The sequence below is a fragment of the Cryobacterium ruanii genome (genome assembly GCF_004404055.1).
In the GTDB taxonomy this organism is placed as follows: Bacteria; Actinomycetota; Actinomycetes; order Actinomycetales; family Microbacteriaceae; genus Cryobacterium; species Cryobacterium ruanii.
Genome location: NZ_SOHK01000007.1, coordinates 233,556 through 247,931 on the forward strand (window position 1 = coordinate 233,556; position 14,376 = coordinate 247,931).

Consider the following 14,376-nt stretch of genomic DNA (forward strand, 5'->3'; position numbering starts at 1 on the left):
GGACTGGGCCGGCTGGCCTAGAACGGAAGCAGCGGGTCGACACCGACCGCCACGAACAGCAGCGTCAGGTAGGCGATCGATCCGTGGAAGACGCGCATGGGTGACACCCGCTCATGCCGAATGGCCAGGCTGTACAGGCGGTGCGTCTCATATATAAACCAACCGCCGGTAACGAGCGCGGTGAAGCTGTACAGGAGCCCCATGTCAGCGATCGGGATCAGCAGGAGCGAGCAGGCAACAGTGGCCCAGGCATAGAGAATGACCTGCAGTCCGACCTGGGCCCGACCACGCACAACGGCGAGCATCGGAACACCGGCGGCCTGATAGTCATTGCGGTACTTCATCGACAGCGGCCAGTAATGCGGTGGCGTCCACAGGAAGATGATCATGAAGAGAATGATCGGCGGCCAGGACAGGTCGCCGGTCACCGCCGCCCAGCCGATGAGCACGGGCATACACCCGGCGACGCCACCCCAGACGATGTTCTGCGGGGTGCGACGTTTGAGAATGATCGTATAAAACACGACGTAAAGAAGAATGGCGCCGAACGACAACGCCGCCGCAAGCCAGTTGGTCAGCAATCCCAGCCACACGATGGATGCTGCGCCCAACGCCCAGGCAAAGATTAGGGCTTCCCGGTCGCTGAGTTCCCCGGTGACCAGCGGGCGGTTCTTGGTGCGCTCCATGAGGCGGTCGATGTCGCGATCGAGGAAACAGTTGAACGCACCCGCGGATCCGGCACTGAGCGATCCGCCAACGAGCGTCGCCAGGATCAGCCACAAATTGGGGATGCCCCGCTCAGCCAGCAGCATCGTGGGCGCGGTCACCACGAGGAGCAACTCGACAACTCGCGGTTTCGTGAGGGAGATATACGCCTTGACGGTGCGCTTCAGCGTGCGCGGTCCGCTCCGGACCGGGGTCTTCAGGGCGACGTCCATTAATCCTCTAACACTAGGCAAGTCATCCCATTCTAGGACACGACCCGTCGCCCGCTCCACCCGAGCCGCATTGGGAATGCGTCTCCATGTAACGTCATTTCGAGCGTCCCGCCGCGTTCATTACGTATACTTAATAAGCTCCCCACAGTGAATCAGTAGTTCGGCGAGCCCCCGGGTGGGAGATGGCGGCGTGATGCAGGCCAACTCGCTGGGGGTGACACTTCGTGTGCAGTCCTGCGTGTGAAATGCGTGACAGGCCATGCGAACGGTTGCCGACAATTGCACAACTATCAAAGGATGGGTTGAGCTCAACCCGCCTTCGCTTCAATGAAGGGTTACGTGACGTGGCAGCTTTCCAATGGGACTCCATCGACAACCAAGCGGTCGACACCGCCCGCGTCCTGGCGGCTGACGCCGTTGAGAAGGTTGGGAATGGGCATCCGGGCACCGCGATGAGTCTCGCTCCCGCGGCGTACCTTCTGTTCCAGAAAATCATGCGCCGTGACCCGTCCGACAACGACTGGATCGGTCGCGACCGCTTCATTCTCTCGGTCGGCCACAGCTCGCTAACCCAGTACGTGCAGTTGTATCTCGGCGGCTACGGCCTCGAGCTCGAAGACCTCAAGGCCTTGCGTACCTGGGGATCCAGGACCCCCGGCCACCCGGAATACGGCCACACCGATGGCGTCGAGATCACCACCGGCCCGCTCGGCCAGGGGCTGGCATCCGCTGTCGGGTTCGCTTACGCGTCGCGCTTCGAGCGTGGCCTGTTCGACCCGGACGCCGTCACCGGCGCCAGCCCGTTCGACCACTTCGTCTACGTGATCGCCGGGGACGGCGACCTGCAGGAAGGGATCACGAGCGAGGCATCCTCTCTCGCTGGCCACCAGCAGCTTGGCAACCTGATCGCGATCTACGACAGCAACCAGATCTCGATCGAGGACGACACCAACATCGCCTTCACCGAGGACGTCGCGGCACGCTATGCCGCCTACGACTGGCACGTGCAGACGGTGGATTGGAAGAAGACCGGCTCGTACGTAGAAGACGTCGCCGAGCTGAATGCGGCCATCGAGGCTGCCCAAGAGGAAACCGGCAAGCCCAGCCTGATCATTCTTAAGACGATCATTGGCTGGCCGAGCCCGAAGAAGCAGAACACCGGCAAGATCCACGGTTCCGCCCTCGGTGCGGATGAACTCGCCGGAGTCAAGACCGTTCTCGGCTTCGACCCGGAGAAGACTTTCGATGTCGCTCCCGAGGTCATCGCTCACACGCGCCTTGCGCTGGAGCGCGGCGCGGCGCAGCACGCCGAGTGGGCAGTGCAGTTCGACGCCTGGGCGGCAGCCAACCCGGAACGCAAAATACTGCTGGACCGGGTGCTGTCCGGTGACCTGCCCGACGGCGTCGACGACGCCCTCCCGGTTTTTCCCGGCGGCACCGCAGTCTCGACCCGCGCAGCCTCCGGCAAGGTGCTCACCGCCCTCGGCGGCGTCATCCCCGAGCTCTGGGGCGGCTCGGCCGACCTCGCCGAATCGAACAACACCACCATCGGTGGTGCTGCCTCGTTCATTCCGAGCGAGCACTCCACCGGTGAATGGACCGGCAACCCGTACGGTCGCGTGCTGCACTTCGGCATTCGAGAGCACGCTATGGCCGCGATTCTCAACGGAATCGTGCTGCACGGCAATACCCGCCCGTTCGGCGGCACGTTCCTCATCTTCAGCGACTACATGCGCCCGGCCGTTCGCCTGGCGGCGCTCATGAAGGCGCCGTCGATCTTCGTCTGGACCCACGACTCCGTCGCGCTCGGCGAGGACGGCCCCACCCACCAGCCGGTTGAACAGCTCGCAACCCTGCGCGCCATTCCCGGTCTCGACGTGGTGCGCCCCAGCGACGCGAACGAAACCGCCTGGGCCTGGAAGACCATCCTGGAACGCCGGGGCGGCCCGGCCGGCATCGCCTTGACCCGCCAGAACATTCCCGTCTACGACCGTGGCGAGGGCGCGGCATCCGCTGAAATCTTCGCCTCGGCGAAGAACGTCGCTCGCGGCGCCTACGTACTGGTCGAAGCCGCCGGCGGAACCCCCGACGTCATCCTGATCGGTACCGGCTCCGAAGTGCAGCTGGCAGTGGATGCCCGCGCCCAGTTGGCCCGCGAAGGCATCAATGCTCGCGTGGTCAGCGCCCCGTGCCTGGAGTGGTTCGAAGAGCAGAGCAGCGAGTACCGCGAATCGGTACTGCCCGCCGCGATCACGGCACGAGTGTCGGTCGAGGCCGGCCTCGCGCTGACCTGGCGTCGCTACGTTGGCGATGCGGGACGTAGCATCTCGATCGAGCACTTCGGGGCATCCGCTGACTATCAGACGCTGTTCCGCGAATTTGGGATCACCACCGAAGCCGTTGCGGCCGCCGCCAGGGAATCAATCAACGCCTCCTGACGTTGCCCCGAGTACGGGGTCAGAGCCACTCCTCACAACATCACCCCACTTTTCCTCTCCACACATCGCATCAGCCAGCTGCCTGACAGCAGCACTACCAGGAGACTTTCACCATGACAAACCCCACGCCCCTCGCCGAGCTGTCCGCAGCCGGCGTCAGCATCTGGCTCGACGACCTCTCCCGTGAACGCATCAATTCCGGCGGACTGCAGGACCTGATCAAGAACAGCAACGTCGTCGGCGTAACGACCAACCCGACGATCTTCGCTGGCGCCCTCGCCAAGGGTGAGGCCTACACCGAGCAGGTCGCGACCCTGGCCGCCACCGGAACGAACGTGATCGATGCCGTCTTCGCCATCACGACCGACGACGTCGCCGCCGCCTGTGACATTTTTCGCCCGGTCTACGACTCGACCAACGGTCAGGACGGGCGCGTCTCGATCGAGGTCGAGCCGGGCTTGGCCCGCAATGCGGCCGGAACGGTTGCCGAAGCTCAGAAGCTTTGGACCAAGGTCAATCGTCCCAATGCCATGATCAAGATCCCCGCGACGGTCGAGGGCCTCGAAGCCATCACGGCGACCATCGCCCTCGGCATCAGCGTCAACGTCACTTTGATCTTTAGCCTGGAACGTCACCGTCAGGTCATCAACGCGTACCTTGCCGGACTCGAGAAGGCCAAGGCTGCCGGCATCGATCTCTCCACAATTCATTCGGTTGCCTCATTCTTCGTCTCGCGCGTCGACTCCGAGATCAACGCCCGCCTCGAAGCGATCGGCACCCCGGAAGCCCTCGCGCTCAAGAGCAAGGCCGGCGTCGCCAACGCGCAGCTCGCCTACCAGGTGTACGAGCAGGCGTTCAGCAGTGAGCGTGCGCTCGGCCTGATCAAAGCCGGCGCCACCAAGCAACGCCCGCTCTGGGCCTCGACCGGCGTCAAAGACGCCAGCCTGCCTGACACCCTCTACGTGACGGAACTGGTCGCTCCCGAGGTCGTCAACACGATGCCCGAGAAGACCATGCAGGCCGCCGCCGACCACGGCGTCATCCCGGCCGACTCGGTCACCGGATCCTACGCCGCGGCAAACGCGGTGCTCGACGCGTTGGCCGCCCAGGGTGTCTCGTATGACGACGTCACCCGTCTGCTCGAAGAAGAAGGCCTGTCGAAGTTTGCGGTGTCCTGGAACGAACTGCTCGACACCGTGCAGACGGCCCTCACGGCCGCGTCGACCACGTCGGCTGTCTGATGAGCTTCCGCATCTCGGTTAGCGGCGCCGCGGCCGACGCCGTTCGCGCTACCGTACCTACCCTGGTCGCGGACCTTGTCGCTTCCGGTATCACGGCCCAGAACCCCGCTCTGTGGGGGCCGGAGGTCGAAGCCGAAGCCGCGCTGCGCCTCGGCTGGACCGAATCCGTCTCCGTGTCTCGCCCGCTCGTGGCCGAAATCGTCGAGCTGCGAGCCACCCTGCAGGCCCGCGGTGTCACCCAGATCGCCCTAGCCGGAATGGGCGGATCGTCGCTGGCCCCCGAGGTCATCACCCGCACCGCCAACGTAAATCTCACGGTGCTTGACGCAACCGACCCCGGCCAGGTGCTCTCCGCCCTCAACGACAACCTGGCAGGTACGGCCCTCGTCGTCTCCTCCAAGAGCGGCTCCACCGTCGAGACCGACAGCCAGCGCCGTGTGTTCGAACGTGCGTTCCGAGCGATCGGTATTGATCCGGCCGAACGCATCATCGTCGTGACTGACCCGGGGTCACCGCTCGAGGCATCCGCACGAGAAGCCGGCTACCGCGTCTTCAACGCCGACCCCACCGTCGGCGGACGCTACTCAGCACTGACCGCGTTCGGGCTCGTTCCGTCGGGACTGGCCGGTGTGGATATCGGCGCACTGCTCGACGATGCCGACGCTCTCTCGCTGGCTCTAGCCGTGGACTCCCCCGAGAATCCTGGACTCGTACTGGGTGCGGCAATCGCCGCCACCAACCCCCGCCGCGACAAGCTCGCCATCGTCTCGGACGGCACCCATATTGTGGGCTTCGCGGACTGGGTCGAGCAACTCATCGCTGAATCTACCGGCAAGCTCGGCACCGGCATTCTGCCCGTGGTGCTGGAACTGGACGCGCCCGAACTGACGGAGGCGTTGCCGGACGTGCAGCTCGTGCGGGTTGTCGCCGACGCCGGGACGGACCTGTTCAGTGAAACGGGCGGCGAAATTCACGTGAGCGGAACCCTGGGCGCACAATTTTTGGTCTGGGAATACGCGACTGTCGTTGCCGGGCGTCTGCTCGGCATCAACCCGTTCGACCAGCCCGACGTGGAGTCCGCCAAGATCGCCACGCGCGGTCTGCTCGACGCCCGCCCGGCACCGGAGCCAGCCGCGTTCATCGCGGACGGCATCGAAGTGCGGGGCACCCCGCACGTCATCGGTGCAGCGAGCGACCTCGCCTCGGCAATCGATGCGTTGCTCGAGGAGCTCGGCGCCGATGGATACGTTGCCGTTCAGGCCTACGTGAACCGACTCGCGCTCCCGGAGCTGGCCGATATTCGCAATAAACTCGCCGCGCTGTCGAAGCGTCCCGTGACGTTCGGCTGGGGACCGCGCTTTCTGCACTCCACTGGGCAGTTCCACAAGGGCGGGCCGGCGAACGCTGTGTACCTACAGATTCTGGCTACCCCCGCGGAGGACCTTGAAATTCCCGAGCGCCCCTTTACCTTCGGCGAGCTCATTCAAGCGCAGGCCAGCGGCGATGCGAGCGTGCTCGCCGAGCACGGACGCCCCGTGCTGACGTTGACCCTGACACAGCCCAAGCAGAACATCACCGCCCTCTTCCAGGCCCTGGCTTAACCGCACGTAGTTCCTCGCGGGTGCTGCCCGCGAGGAACTGCTCAACTGGACGTACTTTTTCTCGCAGCATTCCCGTGTTGTGTCCCCCAATCTTTCTGTACAATCCCGTTGAAGGAGCTGCATGTCCCCGGTGGAAATTACTCCGGATTTTAATCCGCTCAGGTCGCCCTCCGACTACCGTCTGAATCGAATCGCCGGGCCCTCAAGTTTGGTCATCTTCGGCGTTACCGGTGACCTCGCGCGCAAGAAACTTATGCCCGCGGTCTATGACCTCGCCAACCGTGGGCTGTTGCCTCCGGGTTTCGCCCTCGTCGGCTTTGCCCGCCGAGACTGGGACGATGAAGACTTCATGCAGGTTGTGCATGACGCCGTGAAGGAACACGCCCGTACCGAGTTTCACGAAGACGTCTGGGCTCAGCTGGCCGAAGGAGTTCGTTTTGTTTCGGGCACCTTCGACGATGATGAGGCGTTTACGCGCCTCAGCGAGACCATCGACGAACTCGACCGTAAGCGGGGAACGATGGGCAACCATGCCTTCTACCTTGCCATTCCACCAAAAGCATTCCCTCAGGTCACCGAACAGCTGCGCCGTTCAGGCCTGGCCGAGCAGAAGAATGGTCAGTGGCGCCGCGTCGTCATTGAGAAGCCGTTCGGCAGCGACCTGAAAACGGCACGAGAGCTCAATAACGTCGTCGAGTCGGTCTTTCCACCGGACTCCGTCTTTCGGATCGACCACTATCTCGGTAAGGAGACGGTGCAGAATATTTTGGCGCTTCGTTTCGCCAACGAGATGTTCGAACCGCTGTGGAACGCCAATCACGTCGAACACGTACAGATAACCATGGCCGAAGACATCGGTGTGGGTGGCCGTGCCGGATACTACGACGGCATCGGCGCCGCGCGGGATGTGATTCAGAACCACCTACTGCAGCTGCTCGCTCTGACGGCGATGGAAGAACCTATCTCATTCGACGCCGCCGATCTGCGCGCTGAGAAAGAAAAGGTGCTCGCCTCGGTGCGGCTGCCGACCGATTTGGGCACCGGCACCGCGCGGGGCCAGTACGCCGGCGGGTGGCAGGGCGGCGAAAAAGTCGTTGGTTTTCTTGGCGAAGACGGCATGAACCCGGAATCGGTCACCGAGACTTACGCTGCCATGCGCTTGACAATCGACACGCGCCGCTGGGCGGGTGTGCCGTTCTACCTGCGCGCCGGTAAACGCCTCGGGCGTCGCGTCACCGAAATTGCCGTGGTCTTTAAACGCGCCCCACAGTACCTGTTCGCGCCCGGGCAGACAGCGGAACTCGGCCATAACGCACTGGTTATTCGAGTACAGCCCGACGAGGGCGTCACGATTCGGTTCGGATCGAAGGTGCCGGGAGTGGGTATGCAGGTTCGCGACGTCACCATGGACTTTGGTTACGGCCACGCCTTCACCGAGGCGAGTCCGGAAGCCTACGAAAGGCTCATCCTCGACGTGCTCCTGGGAGACCCTCCTCTTTTTCCCCGACACGAAGAGGTTGAACTGTCCTGGAAAATTCTTGACCCGATCGAAGAATACTGGGCCACGCAGGGGCAGCCAGAGCAGTACCGCCCCGGAACGTGGGGCCCCACATCCGCCGACGACCTACTGGCCCGCGACGGCCGCACCTGGAGGCGACCATGATCGTCGATCTGCCCAACACCACGACCGCGAAGATCTCGAAAGCACTTGTGCGCATTCGGGAGGAGGGCGGAGCTGTCGCTCTCGGTCGGGTTCTGACCCTGATCATCGCCTCAACCCTCGGACACGAGGAGGAGGCCATCGAGGCCGCTAACGATGCTTCGCGCGAGCATCCGATGCGCGTCATTGTCGTCTCAACCCAGGAAGGAACATCGTCTCAAGCGATTCCTGAAGCCCGCGTCGACGCAGAAATCAGGGTCGGTGGCGACGCCGGAGCAAGTGAGGTCATCGTTCTGCGTGTCTACGGCGACGCCGGGAACGATCCGGAAAGCCTGGTGACCGGGCTGCTGCTCTCAGATGCTCCCGTCGTAGCCTGGTGGCCAGGGACAGCCCCTGCCGTTCCGAGCGATTCTCCGCTCGGACGCATCGCCTATCGCCGGATCACTGATGCTTCCGCGCAGCCCGACCCGCAAGCGGCTCTGCACCACCTTTCCGGAAGCTATCAACCCGGTGACACCGACTTTGCATGGACCCGCTTGACCCTGTGGCGCGCTCAGCTTGCCGCAGTGCTAGACCAGCCGCCGTATGAGTCGATCACCGGGATCAAGGTCACCGGTGCTGCGGCATCTCCATCGACGACGCTGTTGGCTGCGTGGCTGCAAATGCAGCTCGGGGTGCCGGTGGAATGCGAGCTGACCGCTGGTCCGCAAACCAACGGTGTGCACGGTGTACACCTCACACGGACATCGGGTCTTATTTCCCTCGAACGCGAAGTACCCGACATCGCCACACTCAGCCAGCCGATGCAGCCAACACAGGATCTCACCCTGAAACGGCGCAGCCTGCGCGACTGCCTGGCCGACGAACTGCGTCATCTTGATCCCGATGAGCTGTATGGTGAAGTCATCACGCGCGGTCTGCCGCAACTTGTTGGCGTGGTGACCCAAGGGACCGGAGTATGACCGTGACGAATGAACGACGCGTGCTGGTGCATAAGAACAAGCAGGCACTGGCCGGGTCGGTCGCAGCACGCTTCCTGACCAATATGGTGGATGTTCTCCACGAGCAAGACGAAGCCCATGTCGTACTTACTGGTGGGTCGGTCGGAATCGCGGTGCTGAAGGCCATCAACGAGTCGGCTGCACGTGACACCATCGACTGGTCTCGGGTAAATTTCTGGTGGGGCGATGAGCGGTGGGTTCCGCGTGCTGACCGTGAACGCAATGAAGTGCAGGCACGTGAAGCGCTGCTCGACCACGTTGACGTTCCCCAGACGAACATTCACTCGTTCGGCGCGTCGGATGACCACGTCGATGCCGATATCGATACCGATGCGCTGGATGTTGCAGCCGCTCGTTACACTGCGGAGCTTCTCGCTCATGCCCCTCGAGGTGAGCAGTACCCGCGGTTTGACGTGACGTTTCTCGGGGTCGGACCGGACGGACATGTCGCGTCGCTCTTCCCGCACCGATCGGGTATTCGTGAGCGCGAGGCCAGCGTTGTCACCGTGCGCGATTCCCCCAAACCACCGGCCGATCGTTTGTCGCTGACTCGCCCCGTCCTCAACTCGTCTAACCGCGTGTGGCTGGTTCTTGCTGGATCGGATAAGGCGTCGGCACTCGGTCTTGCCCTCGCCGGCGCGAGCCGAGACGAGGTTCCTGCCGCGGGAATCAAAGGACGCTATCGCACGGTATTCTTCGTGGACAGCGACGCTGCCGCTCAGGTACCGGAAAGCCTTATCGCGCCGGCCTACTAGGCTCACCCCGCGCGGGCTGTAGCAACAAAAAAACACTGACTCTCGTATCGAGAGCCAGTGTTTTTGCTTTAACGCTTTAGTTCGTAGGAGACAGCTTGCCGCGACGAACGCGCAACTGATTGAGCGCTTCTTCAAGGAGCGACTCTGCTTCTTCTTCGGTACGACGCTCCTTGACGTACGCTAGGTGCGTCTTGTAGGGCTCAAGCTTCACCACGGACGGCGGATTCTCTTTATCGCGGCCGGCCGGAAGCCCGGACGACGGGCAATCGATGGTGATGGGGATCTCCTCGTCGGGGAGGCTCGCGGCGAAATACCGTACGGTCTCATTGCCGAGTGCGTCCCAGTAGGAGACCTTAATGCGGTCCGCGTGAAAACCGCGGTCCTGCTCGCCCATGGGACCCGCGCCTACACGCGAGCCACGAATTGCGCTGCCGCCTGATGCCATCTTGTTCCTCCGTTGACTCGTGCAGTTGTGTGCTGCAAGGTTCGAGCAATTGTTGGTGCTGCCGAATGCTGTGCGCTAAAAGTTCAGGGTAACTCTGAACCGGGCAGAAAGTTAAGCCCCCGTATCGAACTTGGTGATCAATCCGAGTACAACGATGCAGGAGATCCACAGCAGCCCCAGAATGACTGTGATGCGGTTGAGGTTGCGCTCGGCTACTCCCGACGCTCCGAGGTTGGACGTCACGCCGCCACCGAACATATCGGACAACCCTCCGCCCCGCCCCTTGTGCAACAGAATGAGCATGGTGAGCAGGAGACTCGTAATACCGACGAGCACCTGCATGACGACTTGGAGAATCTCCACACGAAACCTTTCAAAACACGGTGTGCGCAACTCTGGCGCCCAGACCATCGTAATTATACCCTCCACGCAGGGGTGAGATGGCTGCCCCAGGGGCGGCCACCTCACCACACAGTGTTAGGAGCGCGTCGCTTTAAAGGCCGACGTGCTTATGAAACCGAATAATGCTCGAGAACTCCGGAATATCCAGGCTGGCGCCGCCGACCAGGGCACCGTCAACGTTGGGCTCCCTCATGAAAGCGGCAATATTTCCGCTCTTGACCGAGCCACCGTAAAGGATACGAGTCTTGTCGGCAACGTCCTGCCCGAGGGTGTCGGCGAGCACTCCGCGTAACGCTGCGGCAACCTGCTCCGCCTGCTCCGGCGTGGCGGCCTGACCGGAACCAATCGCCCAGACCGGCTCATAGGCCACGACAATGTCGGCCGCGTTCGTGACACCGGCGAGGGCAGCACGGAGCTGGGCAACCGGAACCGCGCTCGGTCCATGTACGGCGAGGTCGTCGGCACTCTCCCCAACACAGATCAGAGGCACGAGGTTGTACTTCAATGCGGCGGTCACCTTGGCAGCGACCTGCTCATCGGTCTCAGCATGCAGGGTGCGACGTTCGGAGTGCCCGGTGATGACGTACTGACATTCCAGCTGGGCCAGGAAAGCACCCGAAATCTCGCCTGTGAAGGCACCCGAGTCTTGGGCCGACACGTCCTGCGCACCAAAAGCCAGCGGGAGTTTGTCGGCCGACACGAGCGTCTGCACGCTGCGCAGATCGGTGAAGGGCGGGAAAACCGCAACCTCTACCGCGGTGAAGTCGTGCCCGGCATCCTTGAGGTTCCATGCAAGCTTTTGGACGAAAGCGATGGCCTGGAGGTGGTCCAGATTCATCTTCCAGTTGCCCGCAATCAGCGGTGTGCGCCGAGGGTTAATGTTCACTGCCATCCGAGGACCTCCAGTCCTGGTAGACGCTTGCCCTCGAGGAATTCGAGGCTCGCGCCCCCACCGGTAGAAATATGACCGAATTGGTCGTCGTGGAAACCGAGGATGCGCACTGCCGCGGCGGAGTCGCCGCCACCGACCACGCTGAGGCCGGTGACCTCGGTGAGTGCGGCGGCGACTGTTCGTGTGCCTTCCGCAAACGGTGCCAGTTCAAAAACGCCCATCGGACCATTCCAGAACACGGTGTTCGACGCCCGGATTATGTCCGCGAACGCGGCCGCAGTATCGGGCCCGATGTCCAGGCCGAGTCCGGCAGCACCGAACGGGGTGTCCTCGATCCCATCCGCCGGGGTGGTCACGTGCTCAGCGTCGGCACCGAACTTCGACGCCACCACGACGTCGGTCGGAAGCACAATTTTCACGCCGAGACGTTGGGCTTCGGCCAGGTACCCGCGAACCGTTTCAATCTGGTCGCTCTCCAGCAGGCTGGCGCCCACCGTGTGCCCCTGGGCGGCTAGGAAGGTGAATAGCATGCCACCACCGATGAGCAGGGAATTCACCCGCGGCAGCAGGTGTCCGATGACACCGAGCTTATCGCTGACCTTGGAGCCGCCGAGGATGACCGTGTACGGAGCCTCAGGCTTCTCGGTCAGGCGATCGAGCACGTCGAGTTCCGCCGCGATGAGCAGCCCGGCCGCGCTCGGCAGGAGCGACGCGAGATCGTAGACGCTGGCCTGCTTGCGGTGCACGACCCCGAATCCGTCGGATACGAGCGCATCGCCGAGCCGGGCGAGCTGCTCGGCGAAGGCGAGGCGCTCGCCATCCGCTTTGCTGGTTTCACCGGCGTTGAAGCGCAGGTTCTCCAGGACGACGATGTCGCCGTCCTGCAGCTCCGCGACGGCCTGGACGGCAGAGTCGCCGACGGTATCGGTGGCAAAGGTCACCGGAAGATTGACCAGTTCGCTTAGGCGAGCAGCGACCGGCTTCAGGCTGTATTGGGGATCAACCGCCCCGTCGGGGCGCCCGAGGTGAGAGACGATCACCACGCGAGCCCCCTGTGCGACGAGGGCGTTGAGGGTGGGCAGTGACGCCCGCACTCGTCCGTCATCGGTGATCTGACCGTTCTTCAACGGTACATTCAGGTCGAAGCGGACAATAACCCGCTTGCCGCGCAGCGGTCCGAGCGAGTCAATCGTGCGTAACGTCACCGCGCGGCCGTCAGAGTCGTTCGGCGACGAACTCGGTGAGGTCGACGAGCCGATTGGAATAGCCCCACTCGTTGTCGTACCAGGACGCAACCTTGACCTGGTCACCGATCACCTTGGTGAGGCCGGCGTCGAAGATCGAGGAGTGCGGGTCGCCGACGATGTCGCTCGAGACGATCGGGTCTTCGGTGTAGCTGAGGATACCCTTGAGGGGTCCCTCTGCTGCGGCCTTGTAGGCGGCGTTCACTTCTTCGACCGTGACCGCACGGGAAGCCGTGAGGGTGAGGTCGGTGATCGAGCCGGTCGGGACCGGAACGCGCAGGGCGTAGCCATCGAGCTTGCCGATACTCTCGGGAATGACGAGGCCGAGGGCCTTGGCTGCGCCGGTCGAGGTGGGGATTATGTTGAGGGCGGCAGCGCGGGCACGACGCAGGTCGCCATGTGGTCCGTCCTGCAGGTTCTGGTCTGCGGTGTAAGCGTGGATAGTCGTCATGAGGCCACGTTCGATGCCGAAGTTGTCGAGGAAAACCTTGACGAGCGGCGCGAGGCAATTCGTGGTGCAGGACGCGTTCGAGATGATGTCGTGGATGGCGGCGTCGTAGGTGTTCTCGTTCACACCGAGCACGAGCGTCGCGACATCGGCACCCGTTGCGGGGGCAGAGACGATGACCTTCTTGGCACCGGCCTCGATGTGCTTCCGGGCATCGACGGCCTTGGTGAAGCGACCGGTGGACTCGATGACGATTTCCACGCCAAGCGCACCCCAGGGCAGGTTGGCCGGGTCGCGCTCGGCCAACACCTTGATGGGTTTGCCGTTGACGACGATGTTGTCCCCGTCGACCTCGACCGTGGCGTTCAGGCGGCCGCCGACGGAGTCGTACTTGAGCAGGTGGGCGAGCGAAGCGGGGTCGCTGAGGTCGTTGACGGCGACAATTTCAATGTCACTGCCCTTGGCGAGGGCTGCGCGGAAGTAGTTACGACCAATACGGCCGAATCCGTTGATGCCGATCTTTACGGACACAAATAACTCCTGTTGTTGTTTAGGGGGCGCCCGGAGGCGCGATGACAAAGGTACGGGGACGATACGGCGGCGCCCCGTATCGTCCGGGGCACCAGCAGGCTACGAGAGTAGCAGCAGGCCGTTCGTCTTTTCGCGCGCGACGGTGAAACGCTCCTGCACGTTAGCCCAATTCGCGATGTTCCAGAACGCCTTGACGTAGTCCGCGCGCACGTTGCGGTAGTCGAGGTAGTAGGCGTGCTCCCAGACATCGAGCATGAGAACCGGAACGGTTCCGGCCGCGAAGTTGGACTGCTGATCGAAGAACTGCTCAATGATGAGACGCTCACCGATGGAGTCCCACGCGAGGACGGCCCAGCCGGAACCCTGTACGCCAAGTGCGGCGGCGGTGAAATGAGCCTGGAACTTGTCGAAGGAGCCGAAATTGTCATCAATTGCCGCGGCGAGCTCGCCGACCGGCTTGTCGCCGCCGTTCGGGGACAGGTTCGTCCAGAAGATGGAGTGGTTGACGTGCCCGCCGAGGTTGAAAGCGAGGTCCTTCTGCAGCTTGTTCACGTTGGCGAGACTTCCGCTGTCGCGTGCCTCCGCGAGCTGGGCCAGTGCCGTGTTGGCGCCGGTGACATACGCCTGGTGGTGCTTGCCATGGTGGAGTTCCATGATGGTGCCGCTGATGCTGGGCTCGAGAGCCGCGTAGTCGTAGTCAAGGGTGGGCAGGGTGTATTCAGCCATTACTTATCTCCTTGTGAGTTGTGCCACCGCACCGGGTGCGGTGGCGTTGTAAGC

The 14,376-nt window shown here is 63.1% G+C and carries 13 protein-coding genes; 6 read left to right on the forward strand and 7 right to left on the reverse strand.

The window, feature by feature from the left end; all coding sequences use genetic code 11:
- Window positions 1-17: 17 nt before the first annotated feature.
- Window positions 18-938, reverse strand: coding sequence for a heme o synthase (locus tag E3T47_RS04590; protein WP_134554688.1), 921 nt, complete (start codon window positions 936-938; stop codon window positions 18-20).
- A gap of 344 nt (window positions 939-1,282) precedes the next feature.
- Between E3T47_RS04590 and tkt the strand changes: the two genes are divergently transcribed.
- The 6 genes from tkt to pgl all read left to right on the forward strand — a co-directional run bounded on the left by tkt (window position 1,283) and on the right by pgl (window position 9,634).
- Window positions 1,283-3,376, forward strand: a complete 2,094-nt coding sequence (gene tkt / locus E3T47_RS04595) for a transketolase (protein WP_134554690.1) — start codon at window positions 1,283-1,285, stop codon at window positions 3,374-3,376.
- A 113-nt stretch (window positions 3,377-3,489) separates the two neighbouring features.
- Entirely contained in the window at window positions 3,490-4,617 is a 1,128-nt protein-coding gene (gene tal, locus E3T47_RS04600; protein WP_134554692.1) for a transaldolase, read from the forward strand.
- On the forward strand, window positions 4,617-6,218 hold the full coding sequence (locus E3T47_RS04605) for a glucose-6-phosphate isomerase (RefSeq protein WP_134554694.1): 1,602 nt from the start codon (window positions 4,617-4,619) through the stop codon (window positions 6,216-6,218). The genes tal and E3T47_RS04605 overlap by 1 nt, the downstream gene beginning before the upstream one ends.
- 121 nt (window positions 6,219-6,339) lie before the next feature.
- A complete protein-coding gene (gene zwf / locus E3T47_RS04610) occupies window positions 6,340-7,881 on the forward strand; it encodes a glucose-6-phosphate dehydrogenase (protein ID WP_134554696.1) in 1,542 nt (513 codons plus the stop codon).
- Window positions 7,878-8,840 carry a glucose-6-phosphate dehydrogenase assembly protein OpcA gene (locus E3T47_RS04615; protein WP_134554698.1) on the forward strand — a complete coding sequence of 321 codons (963 nt, stop codon included), beginning with the start codon at window positions 7,878-7,880 and terminating at the stop codon, window positions 8,838-8,840. The genes zwf and E3T47_RS04615 overlap by 4 nt, the downstream gene beginning before the upstream one ends.
- A gap of 2 nt (window positions 8,841-8,842) precedes the next feature.
- Window positions 8,843-9,634, forward strand: coding sequence for a 6-phosphogluconolactonase (gene pgl / locus E3T47_RS04620; protein WP_134555100.1), 792 nt, complete (start codon window positions 8,843-8,845; stop codon window positions 9,632-9,634).
- Window positions 9,635-9,710: 76 nt separating this feature from the next.
- Here pgl and E3T47_RS04625 read toward each other — a convergent pair whose 3' ends face one another.
- From E3T47_RS04625 to E3T47_RS04650, 6 genes are all read right to left on the reverse strand, one after another.
- Window positions 9,711-10,079 carry an RNA polymerase-binding protein RbpA gene (locus E3T47_RS04625; RefSeq protein ID WP_134554700.1) on the reverse strand — a complete coding sequence of 123 codons (369 nt, stop codon included), beginning with the start codon at window positions 10,077-10,079 and terminating at the stop codon, window positions 9,711-9,713.
- Between the two features lie 111 nt (window positions 10,080-10,190).
- Window positions 10,191-10,442, reverse strand: a complete 252-nt coding sequence (gene secG / locus E3T47_RS04630; protein ID WP_092340102.1) for a preprotein translocase subunit SecG — start codon at window positions 10,440-10,442, stop codon at window positions 10,191-10,193.
- Between the two features lie 130 nt (window positions 10,443-10,572).
- On the reverse strand, window positions 10,573-11,373 hold the full coding sequence (tpiA, locus tag E3T47_RS04635; protein WP_174844635.1) for a triose-phosphate isomerase: 801 nt from the start codon (window positions 11,371-11,373) through the stop codon (window positions 10,573-10,575).
- Window positions 11,364-12,578 (reverse strand): phosphoglycerate kinase, encoded by a 1,215-nt coding sequence (locus tag E3T47_RS04640; protein ID WP_134554702.1) that lies wholly within the window; start codon window positions 12,576-12,578, stop codon window positions 11,364-11,366. The genes tpiA and E3T47_RS04640 overlap by 10 nt, the downstream gene beginning before the upstream one ends.
- 10 nt (window positions 12,579-12,588) lie before the next feature.
- Window positions 12,589-13,596: a type I glyceraldehyde-3-phosphate dehydrogenase gene (gene gap, locus E3T47_RS04645; RefSeq protein ID WP_134554704.1), complete on the reverse strand. Its 1,008-nt coding sequence runs from the start codon at window positions 13,594-13,596 to the stop codon at window positions 12,589-12,591.
- A gap of 99 nt (window positions 13,597-13,695) precedes the next feature.
- Window positions 13,696-14,322, reverse strand: a complete 627-nt coding sequence (locus E3T47_RS04650; RefSeq protein ID WP_134554706.1) for a superoxide dismutase — start codon at window positions 14,320-14,322, stop codon at window positions 13,696-13,698.
- Between the last annotated feature and the right edge of the window lie 54 nt (window positions 14,323-14,376).